This window comes from Microbulbifer rhizosphaerae (genome assembly GCF_014191725.1).
GTDB classification, from domain to species: Bacteria; Pseudomonadota; Gammaproteobacteria; order Pseudomonadales; family Cellvibrionaceae; genus Microbulbifer; species Microbulbifer rhizosphaerae.
In genome coordinates this window covers 101,547-118,149 of sequence record NZ_JACHWZ010000010.1, presented here as the reverse complement: position 1 = coordinate 118,149, position 16,603 = coordinate 101,547, and the positions used below count along the sequence as shown (strand labels likewise).

Here is a 16,603-nt window from a genome sequence, read left to right as displayed (position 1 = left end):
GATGCCGATTAGACCTACAGGGAGTATTTAGGGGGGCGCCTAGCCCGTGTCCCGCAAACCGCCCCCGGCAGTAGAACCGCCACCATCGCCTCGGCTAGAACCACTCGCCAGCATCGGGGCTTGCGGCTAAACTGCCAATCCGAATATATAAAGGAAGTCCCGTGAAACCGGCGGAAGTCACGCAGAAAATCAGCGAACAGCTGTCATCCATGCGCAAATCGGAGCGCAAGGTGGCAGAGTATATCCTCGCCAATCCGGACGAGATCATCCATATGCGCATCGTCGACCTGGCCACCGAGGCCCAGGTGAGCGAGCCGACGGTGGTGCGCTTCTGCCGCGCGGTGGGATGTTCCGGCTTCCAGGAGTTCAAGCTGAACCTGGCCCAGCAGCTGGCCTCCAGCCCCAGCTTCGGCCAGATCGCAGTGACCGACACCGACACCATCGCCGAGTACAAGCGCAAGGTGTTCGACTCCACGGTGGACACCCTGCTCAATGTACGCGACAAGATAGACGCCCGCGCGCTGGAGGCGGCAGTCACCGTTATCGCCGCCGCAAAGCGGGTCGAATTCTTCGGCTTCGGTGCCTCCGGCGCGGTGGCCGCGGACGCACAGCACAAATTTTTCCGCCTGCAACTGGCCACCGCGGCCCACTCCGATCACCACATGCAGAACATGTCCGCCATGTCCATGGAGCCCGGCGACGTGGTGGTGGCCATCTCCCAGAGCGGGCGCACCAAGGCGCTGCTGCACTCCATGAAAATGGTCAAGGAGCAGGGCGGCACCGTGATCGGCCTGGCGCCGAGCGGTTCGCCGGTGGCCCGGGAGGCAACCATTCCGCTGGAGGTGGACGTGGAAGAGGATATCGAGATCTACACCCCGCTCTCCTCACGCATCGCCCACCTGGTTGTGATCGATGTGCTCGCCATCGGCGTGGCCCAGCGCAAGGGGCCGCAGTTGCAGGAGCATTTGCTCAAGCTAAAGAAGGGGCTGTACAGCCTGAGGGAAGACAAACCCTGAGCGCTTGAAGATGTTTCTGCCGGTGGGAGCGGCCGCTGGCGAAACGCGGGGCGCGCCGCTACCATGGCACCCCCGCAAGACTTCTCTCCAAAAGTCCGACGCCGCTGCCGGCTCCCCGCCGGAGAACTTTCACCGCTGTACCCGAGCCGATACCTATGCCGCCGATTTCCATGTCCGCCGACAAGACCCCGCCACGCTGGCTGGCGGTGTGGCTGGCGGCGCTGGTGGCACTGACGCCCTTTTCCATCGACAGCTACCTGCCGGCGATCCCGGCCATGGCGGACGCCCTGGGCACCGCCGTTGCACGGGTACAACACTCGGTATCCAGTTTCCTGCTCGGCTTCGCCATCGGCCAGCTGCTCGGCGGGCCCCTGTCGGATCGCTGGGGCCGGCGTTTGGTCGGCACCATCGGCCTGCTGGTATATATCGCCACCTCGTTGATGGTGCTGTTTGCCAGCCACGTGGATCACCTGATTATCCTGCGTTTCCTGCAAGCCATCGGCGGCGGCTTCGCCACGGTGATCTGCGCGGCAATCGTGCGCGATCTCTATCAGGGACGCGAGGCGGCGAAGATTATTTCCATGATCAGCACCATGATGCTGGTGGCGCCGCTGATTGCCCCGGTGATCGGCTCGCTGCTGCTGACCGCCGCCGGCTGGCAGAGCATCTTTATTTTCCTGATGCTGTACGGTGCCGCCATGCTGGTACTGGTGCGCTTCCTGCTGCCGGAGACGGTTTCGCGCTTTTCCCGCGCGCGGCGCCAGCGTACCTCGAAGAGTTCGCTGGTGCGCAACTACGGCCAAGTGCTGCGCAACCGGCGGGCGTTGGGGTTTCTCGCCGCGCAGTCCTGTGTCAGCGGCTCCATGTTTATCTATATCACCACCGCGCCCTTCGTATTCATGGAGTTTTTCGAAGTGCCAGCGAGCCACTTTCCAATTTATTTCGGCACCTGCGTACTGGGATTGATCTGCATGGTGCAGGTGAATATCCGCCTCCTGAACTTTTTCGAGCCGCGCAATATCCTGCTGGTGGGAATTATATTGCAGGGGCTGGGCTGCGGCCTGCTGCTGCTGGGCACCATGACCGGGGTGAAGGAAATCCTCCTGTGGATGGTACCGCTGGTGATAGTGATCGCCTGCATCGGCATCACCGGTCCCAACGCCACAGCATGCTTTCTGGAGTTTTTCCCAAAAATCAGCGGCAGCGCCAACGCCCTTTACGGCGCTACCATTTTCATTACCGGCGGCCTGCTCGGCGGCATAGTGAACGGGTTGCATACCGGCACCCTGGTGCCCATCGCGGGCTCCATGCTGGCCTGTGCCACAGTGGCGCTGCTGGCAGTGGTGTTTGTGGCGCGGGCACGGGAGCCCATCGAGCCGCCCGGGTAACCGGAAGCTGTTTTATTTTTCCTCCAGCAACCCCTCTTCGCGCAGCGCCTCCCGTACCGGTGGGCGCTCGGCCACCCGTTTCTGGTAAGCCTGAAGCTTGGGCCAGCGCGAGGTATCAATGTTGTGTTGATCCAGCCAGTTGGCGATAGTGAACAAATAGGCATCGGCGACGGTAAACCGGTCTCCCACCAGGTATTTTCCCTCCAGCCGGCTCTCCACATAGTCGAAACGCTTACCGATACGCTTTTTGGCTTCCTCTTTTTCTCCATCGCTCGCATCCGAAAATAACGGCGCGAAGGCCTTGTGCAGTTCCGTGGAGATAAAATTCAGCCACTCCTGAACCCGGTAGCGGTCCAGGCTGCCGCTCTCCGGCAACAAGCCGGCGTCGGGCTTCTGTTCGGCCATAAACTGCACGATCGTCGGCCCCTCGGTGAGCACTTCACCGCCTTCCAGTTGCAGGGTGGGGACATACCCCTTTGGGTTGATCTCGGTGAAGTCGGCGCCGCTCTCCAACATGTGGCTCTTCAAGTCCACCTTGCACAAGTCGATATCCAACCCGGCCTCGCGGGCAACGATATGGGGGGAGAGAGAACAAGCGCCAGGGGCGTAATAGAGGTTCATTGCAATACTCCTTTTCAGTGGTGGCTGCGCTTGAGTATAGGCGCTTGCCCAGCGCTAAAAATTGGGGAATCACTGCGGGTAGGAAATCCGGATAGGAATGGCGGCTGTACTGCTGCGTGTGCTTTTCGCATATTTATCGAGGAGATATAAAGGTGCGCAAGGCGCACCCATAGAGGATCGCGCAGGTGATGCTTGCGCTCAATCGCCGATAATTTTTACCAGCACGCGCTTCCTGCGCCTGCCGTCAAACTCGCCGTAAAAGATCTGCTCCCAGGGCCCGAAATCCAGCTCGCCGCCGGTGACCGCAATCACCACTTCGCGACCGAACAGCTGGCGCTTGATATGGGAGTCGGCGTTGTCCTCGCCGGTGTCGTTGTGGCGGTACTGGTCGATGGGGCCGTAGGGCACCAGCCCGTCGAGGAATTTTTCGAAGTCGCGGTGCAGGCCGGGTTCATCGTCGTTGACAAACACCGAGGCGGAGATATGCATCGCATTGACCAGGCACAGGCCTTCGCGGATGCCGCTCTCACCCAGGGCCTCCTCTACCTGTGGGGTGATGTTGATAAATTCGGTGCGTTTTTTGGTGTTGAACCAGAGTTCCTTGCGGTGGGATTTCATTCTCATTGCCCCCTCGGTTGATCGGTGGGCCGAGGCGCTGGCGCGCCCGGCCCAGCCTATCGTATCAACCGCGATGGTGGGGAGCCGAATAGTCCAGCTCCGGCCCCCTGGGCACTACGCCGGTGGGATTGATATTGCCGTGACTGCCGTAGTAGTGGGTTTTGATATGGTAAAAATCCACCGTGCCGGCGACGCCGGGCCACTGGTACAGCTCGCGCAGGTAGCCCCAGAGGTTTTCATAGTCCGCCAGGCACTGCTTGTTGCACTTGAAGTGGCCGTGGTAGACGGCGTCGAAGCGGATCAGGGTGGTGAACAGGCGCCAGTCCGCCTCGGTGATCCGGTCGCCAGCCAGATAGCGATTGTTTCCCAGCCGCTGTTCCAGTTGCTCCAATGTGCTGAACAGCCGTTCGTACGCGTGCTCATAGGCTTCCTGGGTAGTGGCAAAGCCAGCACGATAGACGCCGTTGTTTACATTTTCGTAGACGATGCCGTTGGTTGCATCGATATCACCGCGCAGTTCCCGCGGGTAGTAATCGTCGTCATTGCCGGTGAGCCCATTAAAGGCACTGTTGAACATGCGGATGATTTCCGACGACTCGTTGCTGACCACGCGCTCGCGCTGTTTGTCCCACAGCAGCGGCACGGTAACCCGGCCGCTGTAATCGCTGCGGTTCCTGGTATACAGCTGATGCAGGTAGTCGGAGTCGTAGAGGGCGTCGCCGCTGCTGCCTTCATCGGTATCGAAGGTCCAGCCGTGCTCGAGCATATAGGGGCTCACCACCGACACGCCGATGATGTCTTCAAGCCCTTTCAGTTTGCGGAAGATCAGCGTGCGGTGCGCCCAGGGGCAGGCGAGGGAGACATAGAGGTGGTAGCGATCCTTTTCCGCCGGAAAACCGCCCTCGCCGCTGGGACCGGCACTGCCATCCGCAGTGATCCAGTTGCGCAGCTGCGCGGCCTCGCGCACGAATTCGCCGTGGCTTTTTTCCGTATCGTACCAACGGTCAAGCCACTGGCCTTTCACCAGTAAACCCAAGGCTATCTCCTCGTGAATGGATTGTTCATGGGAAGCGCGCGGGTTTCCGCCCGCGCGCACGGATCGCTATTTATTCTTGCGCCTGAAGATGTGATCCAGGCTGAGCCTGCCGCCACCGACGCAGGCCAGGATAATGAAGCCGCCGGCAATACTGATGTTTTTCATGAAGTTGATCATCTGCATCTGGTCGTCGGGCACATAGTGGAACATCGCGGCGGTGGCCAGGGTGAACAGCGCCAGCAGCAGGGCCGCCCAGCGGGTGAAGAAGCCGAGCAGTACCGCCAGGCCGCCGCCCAGCTCCACCAGGATCACCAGGGGAAGCAGTGCACCCGGGACACCGGCAGATTCCATGTAGGCCTGGGTGTCCGCGTATCCGCCGATCTTGCCCCAACCGGCGAGGACAAACATTACCGCCATCATTGCGCGGCCGAGCAGTTTGCTCCAATCGCAGAAATTTCCTTCAGTCATTGCTGAATCCTCAGTGAGATCAGTCAATAAGTAATAGCGCAACTGCCGTCAGTCTAGTTCTATTTTTTACTGAAAAAACCGCAAAAATTCGCGGAAAACTTTCGATTTAATAGATTTCCTCTTCAGAACAAGAAATTTGACTCCGGCCATCTTTTCTATGCTCCGCCTTTGGTGGCCCACTGCCTGGCCCGGAGGACGCGCCCGCTTTCGCGGGCGCATAGAAATGGAGAGCTTAGGCCGTCGACTATCGGCAAGCGGCCGCTGCCAATGGAATAGGGGCCTAATCCATCGACCCCAGGCCCTGCCGCAGCACATCGATCAGGTAGCCGGCGGCGGGGCCGCATTTGTCGGCGTCGGCGTACACCAGATAGACGGTGACACTGCGCTCCCAGGGCTCCTCGGTGGACAGTGGCAGCAGCCGGTCCGCAGACAGTGAATCGCGGATACGCGTCTCCGGCAGCCAGGCGAAGCCGAGGCCGCGCTCGATCAGGTCGATGGAGGTCTGTACGTTGGTGACCGTAATGCGCTGGTCGGAACCCAACCAGCCGGCATCCTGGCGATTTTTAACCGCCGAATCGCGGATCACTATCTGCCGGCAACTTTTCAGGTCCTTGCGCGCCACCGGACGGCCCAGATGATGCAGGGAATGTTGCGGGTGGGCCACCGGCAGGAAGCGCACCCGGGCCACCGGTTCGCCGACAAACCCCTGGGGCACCCGCGCGGATAGGATAAAGTCCGTCTGTTGCTGGAGCAGCAGCTCCTCGGCCCCGGACAGCACCGTTTCGCGCAATTCCAGGCGGGTGTGGGGAAACTGCTCGGCGAAGCGCTCCACGGCACCCAGCAGGCACTCGTAATCGAAGATCACGTCCACCGCCAGGGTGAGCACCGCTTCCTCGCCGCCGGCCAGGCTGTCGGCCACCGCCTCCAGGGCCTCCGCCTCGTTGAGCAGGCCGCCGGCGCGGGCCAGCAGGATGCGCCCGGCGTCGGTCAGCTCCGCCTTGCGCCCGCGCACCTCCAGCAGCGCCACCCCCAGGCTCTCCTGCAGCTTGTGCACCGCATGGTTGATGGATGACTGGCTCTTGTGCACCGCCTGCGCGGCCTGGGAGAAGCCGCCGTGCTCCACCACCGACTGGAACATGCGCCACTGCTCGAGGGTTACCTTGGCCATAGGGATTCTCTATTCACGCTTTATTAACCGATTTATTCGAACATAAGATGCGAGTATTTGCCATTTTTTATCGAATAAGGCGGCATATACTGGCATCAAACCGGAGGTATTTATGCAAGACTTTACGCTCAGACCCGGTGCCCGCCCGCTACTGCGGGGCGTCGCCAGCCAGGCTTCCGCCGACGGCGCAGGGGTGAAAATCCAGCGCGTGGCCGGCTTCCAGAGCCCGGACTTCAGCCCTTTTCTGATGCTGGACGAGATCCGCTCGGACAACGCCGACGACTATATCGCCGGCTTCCCCCCGCACCCGCACCGGGGCATCGAGACCCTCACCTATATGCTGAACGGCGAATTCGAGCACCGTGATCACCTGGGTAACCGCGGCGCCGTATCCACCGGCGGCGCCCAGTGGATGCGCGCCGGGCGCGGCATTGTGCACTCGGAGATGCCGGCGGCGGGAGAGGGCGGAATGCACGGCTTCCAGCTGTGGATCAATATGGCCGCGGCGGACAAAATGAATAAACCCACTTGGCGGGATATCCAGGCGGCGGAGATTCCGGAACTGCCGCTGGACGGGCAGGGCTCACAGATTCGCCTGATCGCCGGCAGGTGGACGATCGATGGCGAGGACAAATCCGCGCCGCTGACGGACGCGGCGGCCGAGGCGGCAGTGGCGGATATCCGTCTGGCGGAGGACGCCGAGGTGGAGCTGCCGCTACCGGCGGAGCACAGCGCGCTGGTGTTCGTCTATCGCGGTGCGCTGGTCACTGAACGCGGCGCCATTCCGCGGGGCAATATGCTGTTGTACGGCGCCGGCGAATCGCTACAATTGCGCGCCCAAGACCAGGGAGCCGGCCTGCTGTGCCTGCACGGCCTGCCCCTGCGCGAACCCATCGCCCACTACGGCCCCTTCGTGATGAACAGCCGTGAGGAAATCGAACAGGCGCTGCGCGACTACAATAACGGCACACTCACCGACTGACCGCCTTCACTTGTAGGAAAGCGGGCCATGCCCGCGATCGGTTTTTGTTAAAACCACCGCCGATCGCGGGCATGGCCCGCTCCTACAGAGATAGTCCGGCATCCCAGCAACCCCCGAGAAGTGAGCCCGTACGCGCGATATGGAAGTCTATTACACCTTTTGTTTCCTCGCGGCCATCTCGGTGCTCCTGGGCTTCCTCAACCAGTATGTGCTGCGTGCGCAGACCACCATCGCCATCACCGCGGGGGCCCTGGGCCTGTCGCTGGTGGTAATCCTGCTGGGTAAGCTGGACCTGGTGGAGCTGCGCGACTGGGCCGATCAGTTGCTGCCGCTGCTGAACCTGCAGGACCTGCTGCTCAAGGGCATGCTCGGCTTCCTGCTGTTCGCCGGCAGCCTGCATATCGACTTGCTGGAGCTGCGCAACCAGAAACTGGAGATCACTCTGCTGGCGGTGGTGGGCACGTTGATCTCCACCTTTGCCGTGGGTGTGCTGCTCTACTGGTTCCTGCAGTTTGTAGGCATGCCTGTGGCCTTCGTCTACTGTCTGCTGTTCGGCGCGCTCATCTCCCCCACCGACCCCATCGCCGTGCTGGCGATTATCAAGAGCCTCAAGGCCCCGGAGCAGATCGCCATTCAGGTGGAGGGGGAGTCCCTGTTCAACGACGGCTTCGGCCTGGTGATTTTCACGGTGATCTTCGCGGTGGCATTCCAGGGCGGCCAGCCCACATTGCCGGCAGTGGCAGAGCTGTTTGCGGTGGAGGTGCTCGGCGGGGTGGCGCTGGGACTGGCCATCGGCGGCCTGTTCCACTGGCTGATCTGCTCCACCGACGACCACAGCCTGGAGCTGCTGCTGACCCTGGTGATCCCCACCGCGGGCTTTTCCCTGTCCAATGTTCTCGGTGTGTCCGGCGCCCTGGCGATGGTGGTGAGCGGCATCATTATCGGCAACTTCACCCGCGAGCAGGGATTTTCCCGGGTGAGCCAGCACGAGCTGGACAACTTCTGGAGCACCACCGAGGACTTTATGAACGGCCTGCTGTTCCTGCTGGTGGGGCTGTTCCTGATCACCATCAACCTGCGCGCCTTCGACTACCTGCTGATCGCCGCCGCCATCGTCATAGTGCTGCTGGCACGGACCCTGGCAGTAACCGTCCCCTTTACATTCCTGAAGATTCACCGCCGGTACCATCCCTACAGCGAGCGCATCCTGATCTGGGGCGGCCTGCGCGGCGGCCTGGCGCTGGCCCTGGCGATGTCCATTCCCGCCGGCCATATCACCATCCAGGACCAGGACCTGCGCCACCTGTGGGTAGTGATGACCTACGGCGTGGTACTCTTCTCCATCGTGGTGCAGGGCTCCACCATTGCGCCACTGATCCGGCGCAGCCGCGACATCGCCGAGCCGGAGCGGGCCGGCGCCGCCCCCGAATAACACACAAACAACAATCGCTATGGAAAACAATTTCCTGCTGCAGGCAGCAATTTACCTGGCTGCCGCGGTGGTCGCCGTCCCCCTGTCCAAGCGCCTGGGCCTGGGCTCGGTGCTCGGCTACCTGCTCGCCGGTGTACTGATCGGCCCCTACGCGCTGGGGCTGGTGGGGGACGCCAGGGAGGAGATGCACGTGGCCGAGTTCGGCGTGGCGCTGATGCTGTTCCTGATCGGCCTGGAGCTGCAGCCGCGCAAGCTGTGGCAGCTGCGCGGCGCCATCCTCGGTATGGGCGGTGCGCAGGTACTGCTCACCGCCGCCGTGGTGGCCACACTGTTGCTGCTGCTGTTCGCGCAGGACTGGCGCACCGCCGTGGCCATCGGCCTGATCCTGGCGCTGTCTTCCACCGCCATCGTGTTGCAATCCCTGAGCGAGAAAAAGCTGCTCAAGACCCAGGGTGGTCGCAGCGCTTTCGCGGTGCTGCTGTTACAGGATATCGCCGTCATCCCGATACTCGCGCTGCTGCCACTGTTGGCGGGAACCGCGCCGGAAGCGGAGGCCGGCGGACTCGAGGGCTGGCGCTACGCACTGGCGGTGGTCGGCACCATCGCCGCTTTCGCCCTGGCCGGGCGATATCTGCTGGGGCCTCTGCTGCGCCTGGTGGCGGGTAGTGAACTGCGCGAGATGTTTACCGCCAGCGCGCTGTTGATCGTGGTGGCGTCGGCGGCGGTCATGCTGTGGCTGGGGTTGTCCCCGGCCCTGGGTACTTTCCTCGCCGGAGTGATCCTGGCGGAGAGCGAGTTCCGCCACGAGCTGGAGGCGGATATCCAGCCGTTCAAGGGACTGCTGCTGGGGCTTTTCTTCCTCGCCGTCGGTGCCAACCTGAACCTTCACTTGGTAATGGAGTACCCGCTGCTGCTGCCGGGCCTGGCGCTGCTGCTGGTAGTGGCGAAGTGTGCGGTGCTGTTTGCGCTGGCGCGCGCGGCGGGCATGTCCCGCGGTGAGGACTGGCTGTTTGCGCTGTCCCTGGCGCAGGCGGGGGAGTTCGGTTTCGTGCTGGTGTCCTTCGCCGCCGGGCAGCGGGTGCTGGACGGCACTACCGGCAACCTGTTGGTGGCGCTGATCGCCTTGTCCATGGTGCTTACGCCGGTGCTGCTGCTGGTCTACGAGCGCTTTATCCAGCCCCGCTACTTGCGCGGCGGCGAGAGAGAGCGAGAGGAGGAGGAACCGCCAGTGGATTCTGGCTCGCCGGTGATCATCGTCGGCTACGGCCGCTTCGGGCAGATCGCCGGTCGCTTGCTCAACGCCTGCGGCTTCGACACCACCCTGCTGGAACGCAACGCGGAACAGCTGGACATGGTGCGCCGCTACGGTATCCAGGCCTACTACGGCGACGCCTCGCGGGAGGACCTGCTGCGCGCCGCCGGCGCCCGCAACGCCCAGTTGGTGATCCTCACCCTGAGTGACCAGGCGGCCTCCCTGGAAATCGTCGCCCAGTTGCAGAAACACTTTCCCCACCTGGCCATCCTCGCCCGGGCCCGCAACCGCATGCACCACTACGCGCTGATGGAGGCGGGCGTGCCCTATATCTTCCGCGAGACGGTGGACTCGGCCCTGAGCATCGGCGAGAAGGCGTTGGAGCTACTGGGCCTGAGCCCGCTGCAGGCCCGGCGCGTGGCGCGCAAGTTCAAGCAGCACGACCAGCGCATGCTGGAATCCCTGTTCCCCTACTGGCGCGACGAATCCCGGCATATCGCCGAGACGCGAATCTACCGCGAACAGCTGCTGCAGGCGCTGCGCGAGGATCGGCGCGACAAGGACCTGCACCTGGATCACTACTGGGAGGATTCCAGGCCCGGGCTTTAGAGCATACAGCGTGCAATCGTGGCCCTCACGTTTGCCCTGTGAACAGGAAATGGTGCCGGGCGTCATTCCGCCACCGAACAGAAAGGCGGCAGCCTGCGCTCGACAGGAGAGGATTGAATCACCGAGGTGTTGGTCATTGCGTACGGGATAATCCGGTCGATCAACTCTTCTAAGGCTTCCACCGAGCGCACATGGGCGCGCGCGATAAAGCAGTCGTCGCCGGTTGTGCGGTCGCACTCCACAATCTCCGGGAGTTCCCGGAGTATCCCCAGCACCTTGTGCAACTGGCCGGGAACCGGCCGGATACGCAGGCACACGGCCAGCGGCAGCCCGAGCGCTTTCGGGTTGATCCGCGCGGAATAGCCCTCGATCACACCCGCCTCTTCCAGGCGTTTGACCCGCTCGGACACGCTCGGCGGGGATAGCCCGACGAGCCGGGCGAGCTCCGCAACACTGGTGCGAGCGTCGGCCGCCAGTGCGGTGAGCAGCCCGGCGTCGACGGCGTCGAGACCGCCATTTTCATATCGAAGTCTTTTCACCACTTTCTCCTTTTTATTCTGTAAAAATTCACCAGATTCGCCGTTGGATCGATATATATCGCGGCGCTTTCGGCTTTTATCATGCGGCCAAAAAGGAGTGGTGGCCATGCCGCATTGCCGTTCAGTATTCACCCGGGCCGCGGAAGCCGTTCCGCCGCCGGCCTGGTTCGGCGTCAGCGCCGTATTCCACTACCTTGGCCCATCCTTCGCCGTGCTGCTGTTTCCGGCGGTGGGCGTGCTCGGTGTCGCCTGGTTCCGCATTGCAACTGCCGCGCTGATCTTCGCCGCCATCACCCGACCCTGGGTGACGATCCGCAAAGCGGACACGAAAACCCGGCTGCGGCTGCTGGGAATGGGTTCTTGCCTGGCAGTGATGAACACTTCCTTTTATCTGGCCCTGGATCGCCTGCCCATGAGCCTGGTGGCGGCAATGGAGTTTGTCGGCACCATCGCCGTGGCCCTCTATGGATTGCGCACGAACCGAAACGCACTGGCGCTCGCGCTGGCGGTGTTCGGTGTCTTTCTGCTGATCGACGTGAAGTGGGCGACCGACCCGGTCGGATTGATGTGGTCAGCCCTGAACGCCGCACTGTTTATCGGCTACATCCTGCTCGGACACAAGGCGGCGCAGGGCGGCGCGAGCCGCGGGATCGAACAGCTCGGCGCCGCCATGGCGATCGCTTTCGCAATCCTGATGCCGATCGGTCTCGCACAGGCAATCAAGGCTTTCGGCGCCATCGAACTCGTGCTGGCGGGCATCGGGATCGGCATCTGTTCCTCGGTCATTCCCTACGTCTGCGATCAACTTGCGATGTCGCGCCTGCCCAGAGCATCGTTCGCATTATTGCTGTCATTGCTACCGGCGACGGCAACGGTTATCGCAGGGATTGTTCTGGCGCAAATTCCCACGTATCGCGATATTGCCGGCATTGCGCTCGTGATGGTGGCCGTTGCCATACATCGGCAGTCTCCGATGGGAGAGGAGAGAAAAGCAGAGAAGCGGGGCACTGCAACAGGCGGGAAGTCCCCAGCGCCCGAAGAATACCCGAGCTAGCGGGCTCGGCATCTTCCGACGCCCCGCCGTATAGAATTGTGCCTGGATAGAGTTCTGCGCTCCCGGTTATTCAAACATTTCCGGCTGCTCGTCGCAGATCACGTTATATAGCGGCTGGAAGCTGAAAAGTCCCGCCAACTCGGTCCCCACCACCGCCCGGGTGCGGATCGCCACTTCCGGGTCGATCAGCTTCGGCGTACCGGCAGCCTCCGCCAACAGCTGCGCCTGGCAGCTGCGCTCCATGGTGATATACCACCAGGCGGCCTCGTCCACCGATTTGCCCACCGTGAGCAAGCCGTGGTTCTGCAGGATCAGCGCCTTCCTGTTGCCCAGCGCCTTTGCCAGCGCCTCGCCTTCACCCATCTCCAACACCACGCCGGAGAAGGTGTCGAGCAGGCCGTGGTCGCCGAAGAAGGCGCAGGCATCCTGGGTGATAGGGTCCAGCAATCGGCCCAGGGTGGACCAGGCCTTGCCACACAGGGAGTGGGCGTGAGCGGCGGCCACCACATCCGGGCGCATTTTGTGGATATGCGAGTGGATGGTGAAAGCCGCGCCGTTCAGGTAACCGTCCCCCTCCACCACCTCGCCCTTGTGATTCACCAGCAGCAAATCCGACAGTTTCAACAGCTTGAAGGAAACACCCATAGGATTAACCCAGAAGTGATCCTCGTGTTCCGGATCGCGCACAGTGATATGGCCCGCCACCCCCTCGTCGAAACCGAATTTGCCGAAAAGGCGGAAGGCGGCGGTGAGTTTTCGCTTGCGCTCCTCGCGCACTTGGTCCGGCGGCTGGGTAGTCTCTCCCAACAGCATATTCACATCGCCGTTCATCAGGATGGGGTTGGAATCTTCCGTGTTTTTGCTTTTTTCCGCAGTGGTCATAGGCCGGCCCTCTCGTCCAATTTGGGGTACCGCAAAGGTTGGGTTATAGCATGGCTGGGAACGGGGGGCGAGGGACGGCCCCCATCCCTACAAACAGATATACTGCCGCGCAAAATGCCGTTTAAGGAGGAATCGAGTGTCAAGCGCAGAGTACACCGAAGTCGATGAACTGGATTTTCCGAGAGGGCTCACTCACTTGTTGATGAAGCGGCCAATCCGTATTCAGAAGCCAATGGCTCTTGTTCACCGGCAAATAGTCGCTAAGGGATTGAATTTAAAGGAGACAACATTGAGACTTTGAGCCAGAAACACATAAGGCCATCAGAGCGTCAGGCTCGTTTTACTTTGGATTCAAAGCAAAAATGCTGGTTATCTATTTGATTTTAATGAGAAAATTCTTACATATAGTATTATGCGCCAGTATACAAGAGCCTGGTGATAACGAGCCAGTATAACTGTTAGAGCACATGCTTAATTCTCTTATTACATGGTGGAGACGAAAGCAACAGTTGCGTCGCGAGGCGCTCCTTTTCGAGCGCGAGGTATTAGTTACCTTCGACGACGTTGCTGTATCCGTCGCTTACCCTAGTGGCGAGGTTCAAACCATACCGTGGTCGTCTGTCCTGCGCGTCGCCATCGAGACCAATGACAGTGGCCCATGGGGCGCGGACGTATGGTGGCTGCTGGAGGGCGCCGAGGCGCGAGCAACTTGTCCACCGTTGCCCCAGAACGCGCTCGGGCGCTGGACCAAGGCCAATCCCGGGGATCTACAACCAACTTGGCTTTAACAGGATTGAGCTCAACATAGCGGACCGTAGCCAGCAAGTAGGGCTCATCCATCGGAAAGGAATGAAAGCGTTCCTGCCAAAGATGCCCCCGCCAACCTTCGCGGAGATTTATCCGCCTTGTATAGCGACGATGTGTTTCGGAAATAGTCGCGCGCAACCCATCTTCTGACGAAGGCACCAATACCAGATGGACGTGGTTCGGCATCAGGCACCAAGCCCAGACTTCTGTATCGCGCATCCGACAAGCATCCGCCAATAGATCGATATACGCTTGATAGTCCTCGTCGCAAAAGAAGGTTTGCTGACCCGATTTCCCCGCTGGGTGACATGATGTGGACATCCGGGAAGAACCACGCGGGCTATTCGTGCCATCTACCTGTCTCTCCAAATTGACTCAGCTATTACGTATACTGTCCCCGGAATTCGTGTCCCCGGAATTCCCAGTTTTCCATTACATTTCGCCAAGTTTTATTGATCTCTTGAATTCTTTGGTTTCTTTCTGAATGAAAGAATCAGTTTCTCCAATTCTGCTTGACTCGAAACCTCTGAGAAAAGCTCCGCTGCCCGAACACTATCTATCTCTCGAATATCTTTATGAACAGCCCATTTCGATCCGCCTATATATATGGTTCTATCCCACGCTTTCGGATAATTACCTTCCTCGGCGCTAAAAAAATCGTAGTAAGACAAATGCGGATAACTAGGCAAAATTTCGATAATAACTTTTTTGGCATCTAAATATGAAACTTTCTTTCCAATCCAAATACCACCCAGCTCATTATACTCTGGATCTTCTGGAGTAATGCAACATTCCGCTCCAAGCTTCACTACAAACCCTTTTCCCTCTAACATGGGTATAATATTGTTAATATCGGCTATCCCAAATTCTATTACCACTGCAGCGTTAGTCTTATTATCTTTACTCTCATTTCCATGCATAATCGACGGAAAGATAGACGCAATTATGGTTAGAATTATGAAGCAATTCTTCACAAAATCACTCCCCCTTTACAACATTATTTTCAATCCAGATCCAACCATAACTGAATAGAAATTTCCTATTCCCCCCTGTCGAATATGTTAGAGCGTTCTGTATTTCTTTTAATGCAGCTAAAGAAGATGCGCTCGCGTCGCCAGCAAAGGTCCCTGTTTCTCCGGATGTTTTGCCAACTAAGATACATCCAGTAGAACCATACGCTCCGCCAGAGTTGTGGACCAATATCCCGGATCGGCCAAAGCTAGAACTATCTATACTCGGCACATTCTTGTATTTTTGCCATTTATTTGCTCCCGTTATTGAAAACTTATATGTTCCCTCAGGGATTCGTTTAGGGTTGTTAGTGCAAGCTTCACCAGCTTTAGACGGAGTTGATGAATCTGGCCCACCTCTTTCCAAGGTATATCCGCTGAGTTCCAAACCATTAGATCCACCAACTGTATATTCACCACTTGTATAATTTAACTGTTTTTTGCATGTTCCAGAATAATAACTATCTTCATATGTTCTAGTTACATACATATCTACTCTTGTTATGTCCTCAACTTCAGTACTACAAACTTCTGGCTGCGTAACGCAGTGCACGTCGTGAAGCACAATTCGCATAAGCAAATCGTCCCAAAACGGATCATTTTCATCCAAGATATCCTCATCCGGACTTACAATAGGAATTTCTGCACCCCCAATTTCGATATCCATTTTTATTTCTATATCGTCAATCAGGTCCTGGAGCGAACCATGCTGCGCTTTGCCGAAAGTTACGGCGTCTGAATTGAAGTACTCATTGAAATCATCGTATACCAAGGTGTATTCAGTAGCCTCAGCGTAAATGTACCATTCACCGTTTGTGTACCAACAATCATACTGGGTCGAACAACCGTAGGGTTCATTTGCGGAATCGTATATTTCGTCATATTCCTCAAAAAACGATGTGCCTCCCGGGGCCGTATAACCCCAAAACATGAGATACCCCACTCGCCACCATGCCACAAAGGTTTTACCTTCCTCCACGGAATACCAGTCATTTACCAGTGATGCGTTTTCGAAATAGTTTTCATTTTCTATCCACCGATAGGCATCAGCGAAGAAAGTCTTGAAATCAGAGTCAACCTTTCTGACTTTACTCGGTGCGAATTTTGGCCGGTTGGAGAAAAAACAATCTGGTTATATTGACCCAGTACGCTGCCTTCAATCCCACGGATAAAAATGTCTTTGTACCCATCAAAATTCAAATCGCTCGTAAGCACGAGCAATTCCGTGGCAGTGTTCCACCCCAACACTTGGCTTCGCTGTGGGGACGACAGATCACTAACAACTGTATAGCTACCATTAGCCTGTTGCCTCAGAACAAAATCCTTGACTGGTGCTGGCAACACAATTGGCGTGGCGATATCTCCATGCAATATCACTACCTGTGGTTTCTGGCGGATATAGAGATCAGTTAGGCCGTCGCCGTTGAAATCGCCCTTGCGGACTTCGTAGTTTTCGTCGAAACCCTGACCCAGGGACAGGGCCGGGATCAGGCATAGAAGGAGAGAGAGGAGTAGTTTGGTTTTCATGGCAACGGCCTGTCGCTATGCTGCCGCGGTACTCCGTGCGGCAGGGGATTATTGGTTGTTTCCGTTGACGGGCGGGGGCTGCAACGGAGCCCCCACTGTTGCATAAGTTAGTCTGCAAATGCCACAGCTACAATCTTTGGTCTATTGGCGGAGCACCCTCCACCATATATTGCAAGCTTCACCGGTTTCCCCGC

At 59.0% G+C, this 16,603-nt stretch carries 17 protein-coding genes; 6 read left to right on the top strand and 11 right to left on the bottom strand.

The window, feature by feature from the left end:
• Positions 1-161 precede the first annotated feature (161 nt).
• Positions 162-1,016, top strand: coding sequence for a transcriptional regulator HexR (gene hexR / locus FHS09_RS11855; RefSeq protein WP_183460139.1), 855 nt, complete (start codon positions 162-164; stop codon positions 1,014-1,016).
• A gap of 155 nt (positions 1,017-1,171) precedes the next feature.
• Entirely contained in the window at positions 1,172-2,404 is a 1,233-nt protein-coding gene (locus FHS09_RS11850; RefSeq protein ID WP_183460137.1) for a multidrug effflux MFS transporter, read from the top strand.
• 12 nt (positions 2,405-2,416) lie between these two features.
• Here the strand turns inward: FHS09_RS11850 and gstA are convergent, their stop codons facing one another.
• The 5 genes from gstA to FHS09_RS11825 form a co-directional block, all read right to left on the bottom strand.
• A complete protein-coding gene (gstA, locus tag FHS09_RS11845; RefSeq protein ID WP_183460135.1) occupies positions 2,417-3,025 on the bottom strand; it encodes a glutathione transferase GstA in 609 nt (202 codons plus the stop codon).
• 198 nt (positions 3,026-3,223) lie between these two features.
• Positions 3,224-3,649, bottom strand: a complete 426-nt coding sequence (locus FHS09_RS11840) for a secondary thiamine-phosphate synthase enzyme YjbQ (RefSeq protein ID WP_221191967.1) — start codon at positions 3,647-3,649, stop codon at positions 3,224-3,226.
• Positions 3,650-3,707: 58 nt separating this feature from the next.
• Complete coding sequence (locus FHS09_RS11835; RefSeq protein ID WP_183460133.1) at positions 3,708-4,679, bottom strand: glutathione S-transferase family protein; 972 nt, start codon at positions 4,677-4,679, stop codon at positions 3,708-3,710.
• 66 nt (positions 4,680-4,745) lie between these two features.
• Positions 4,746-5,147, bottom strand: coding sequence for a DoxX family protein (locus FHS09_RS11830; RefSeq protein ID WP_183460131.1), 402 nt, complete (start codon positions 5,145-5,147; stop codon positions 4,746-4,748).
• A gap of 280 nt (positions 5,148-5,427) precedes the next feature.
• Entirely contained in the window at positions 5,428-6,315 is an 888-nt protein-coding gene (locus FHS09_RS11825) for a LysR family transcriptional regulator (protein ID WP_183460129.1), read from the bottom strand.
• A 112-nt stretch (positions 6,316-6,427) separates the two neighbouring features.
• Between FHS09_RS11825 and FHS09_RS11820 the strand changes: the two genes are divergently transcribed.
• The 3 genes from FHS09_RS11820 to FHS09_RS11810 all read left to right on the top strand — a co-directional run bounded on the left by FHS09_RS11820 (position 6,428) and on the right by FHS09_RS11810 (position 10,590).
• Positions 6,428-7,297 (top strand): pirin family protein, encoded by an 870-nt coding sequence (locus FHS09_RS11820; RefSeq protein ID WP_183460127.1) that lies wholly within the window; start codon positions 6,428-6,430, stop codon positions 7,295-7,297.
• Positions 7,298-7,436: 139 nt separating this feature from the next.
• Entirely contained in the window at positions 7,437-8,729 is a 1,293-nt protein-coding gene (locus tag FHS09_RS11815; RefSeq protein WP_183460125.1) for a cation:proton antiporter, read from the top strand.
• A 19-nt stretch (positions 8,730-8,748) separates the two neighbouring features.
• Complete coding sequence (locus tag FHS09_RS11810) at positions 8,749-10,590, top strand: monovalent cation:proton antiporter-2 (CPA2) family protein (protein WP_183460123.1); 1,842 nt, start codon at positions 8,749-8,751, stop codon at positions 10,588-10,590.
• Between the two features lie 62 nt (positions 10,591-10,652).
• Here the strand turns inward: FHS09_RS11810 and FHS09_RS11805 are convergent, their stop codons facing one another.
• Positions 10,653-11,129: an AsnC family transcriptional regulator gene (locus tag FHS09_RS11805; RefSeq protein ID WP_183460121.1), complete on the bottom strand. Its 477-nt coding sequence runs from the start codon at positions 11,127-11,129 to the stop codon at positions 10,653-10,655.
• A gap of 106 nt (positions 11,130-11,235) precedes the next feature.
• Between FHS09_RS11805 and FHS09_RS11800 the strand changes: the two genes are divergently transcribed.
• Entirely contained in the window at positions 11,236-12,183 is a 948-nt protein-coding gene (locus FHS09_RS11800; RefSeq protein ID WP_183460119.1) for an EamA family transporter, read from the top strand.
• Between the two features lie 66 nt (positions 12,184-12,249).
• On the opposite strand, the gene FHS09_RS11795 is transcribed toward FHS09_RS11800, so the two are convergent.
• From FHS09_RS11795 to FHS09_RS11775, 5 genes are all read right to left on the bottom strand, one after another.
• The gene (locus tag FHS09_RS11795) at positions 12,250-13,065 is read right to left on the bottom strand and encodes a class II aldolase/adducin family protein (protein ID WP_425487772.1); all 816 of its coding nucleotides are present in this window, start codon (positions 13,063-13,065) and stop codon (positions 12,250-12,252) included.
• 585 nt (positions 13,066-13,650) lie between these two features.
• Entirely contained in the window at positions 13,651-14,193 is a 543-nt protein-coding gene (locus FHS09_RS23395) for a transposase (protein ID WP_221191966.1), read from the bottom strand.
• A gap of 128 nt (positions 14,194-14,321) precedes the next feature.
• Positions 14,322-14,846: a hypothetical protein gene (locus FHS09_RS11785; RefSeq protein WP_183460117.1), complete on the bottom strand. Its 525-nt coding sequence runs from the start codon at positions 14,844-14,846 to the stop codon at positions 14,322-14,324.
• 4 nt (positions 14,847-14,850) lie between these two features.
• Complete coding sequence (locus FHS09_RS23260; RefSeq protein WP_183460115.1) at positions 14,851-15,861, bottom strand: DUF5675 family protein; 1,011 nt, start codon at positions 15,859-15,861, stop codon at positions 14,851-14,853.
• 50 nt (positions 15,862-15,911) lie between these two features.
• Complete coding sequence (locus FHS09_RS11775; protein WP_183460113.1) at positions 15,912-16,409, bottom strand: FG-GAP repeat domain-containing protein; 498 nt, start codon at positions 16,407-16,409, stop codon at positions 15,912-15,914.
• Between the last annotated feature and the right edge of the window lie 194 nt (positions 16,410-16,603).

What these genes read in the sequence shown, in the direction of transcription:
- FHS09_RS11850 (WP_183460137.1), top strand. Translation starts at nt 1,172, where the DNA reads ATGCCGCCGATTTCCATGTCCGCCGACAAGACCCCGCCACGCTGGCTG.
- gstA (WP_183460135.1), bottom strand. Translation starts at nt 3,025, where the DNA reads ATGAACCTCTATTACGCCCCTGGCGCTTGTTCTCTCTCCCCCCATATC.
- FHS09_RS11840 (WP_221191967.1), bottom strand. Translation starts at nt 3,649, where the DNA reads ATGAGAATGAAATCCCACCGCAAGGAACTCTGGTTCAACACCAAAAAA.
- FHS09_RS11830 (WP_183460131.1), bottom strand. Translation starts at nt 5,147, where the DNA reads ATGACTGAAGGAAATTTCTGCGATTGGAGCAAACTGCTCGGCCGCGCA.
- FHS09_RS11825 (WP_183460129.1), bottom strand. Translation starts at nt 6,315, where the DNA reads ATGGCCAAGGTAACCCTCGAGCAGTGGCGCATGTTCCAGTCGGTGGTG.
- FHS09_RS11820 (WP_183460127.1), top strand. Translation starts at nt 6,428, where the DNA reads ATGCAAGACTTTACGCTCAGACCCGGTGCCCGCCCGCTACTGCGGGGC.
- FHS09_RS11815 (WP_183460125.1), top strand. Translation starts at nt 7,437, where the DNA reads ATGGAAGTCTATTACACCTTTTGTTTCCTCGCGGCCATCTCGGTGCTC.
- FHS09_RS11810 (WP_183460123.1), top strand. Translation starts at nt 8,749, where the DNA reads ATGGAAAACAATTTCCTGCTGCAGGCAGCAATTTACCTGGCTGCCGCG.
- FHS09_RS11800 (WP_183460119.1), top strand. Translation starts at nt 11,236, where the DNA reads ATGCCGCATTGCCGTTCAGTATTCACCCGGGCCGCGGAAGCCGTTCCG.
- FHS09_RS11795 (WP_425487772.1), bottom strand. Translation starts at nt 13,065, where the DNA reads ATGACCACTGCGGAAAAAAGCAAAAACACGGAAGATTCCAACCCCATC.
- FHS09_RS23395 (WP_221191966.1), bottom strand. Translation starts at nt 14,193, where the DNA reads ATGTCCACATCATGTCACCCAGCGGGGAAATCGGGTCAGCAAACCTTC.
- FHS09_RS11775 (WP_183460113.1), bottom strand. Translation starts at nt 16,409, where the DNA reads ATGAAAACCAAACTACTCCTCTCTCTCCTTCTATGCCTGATCCCGGCC.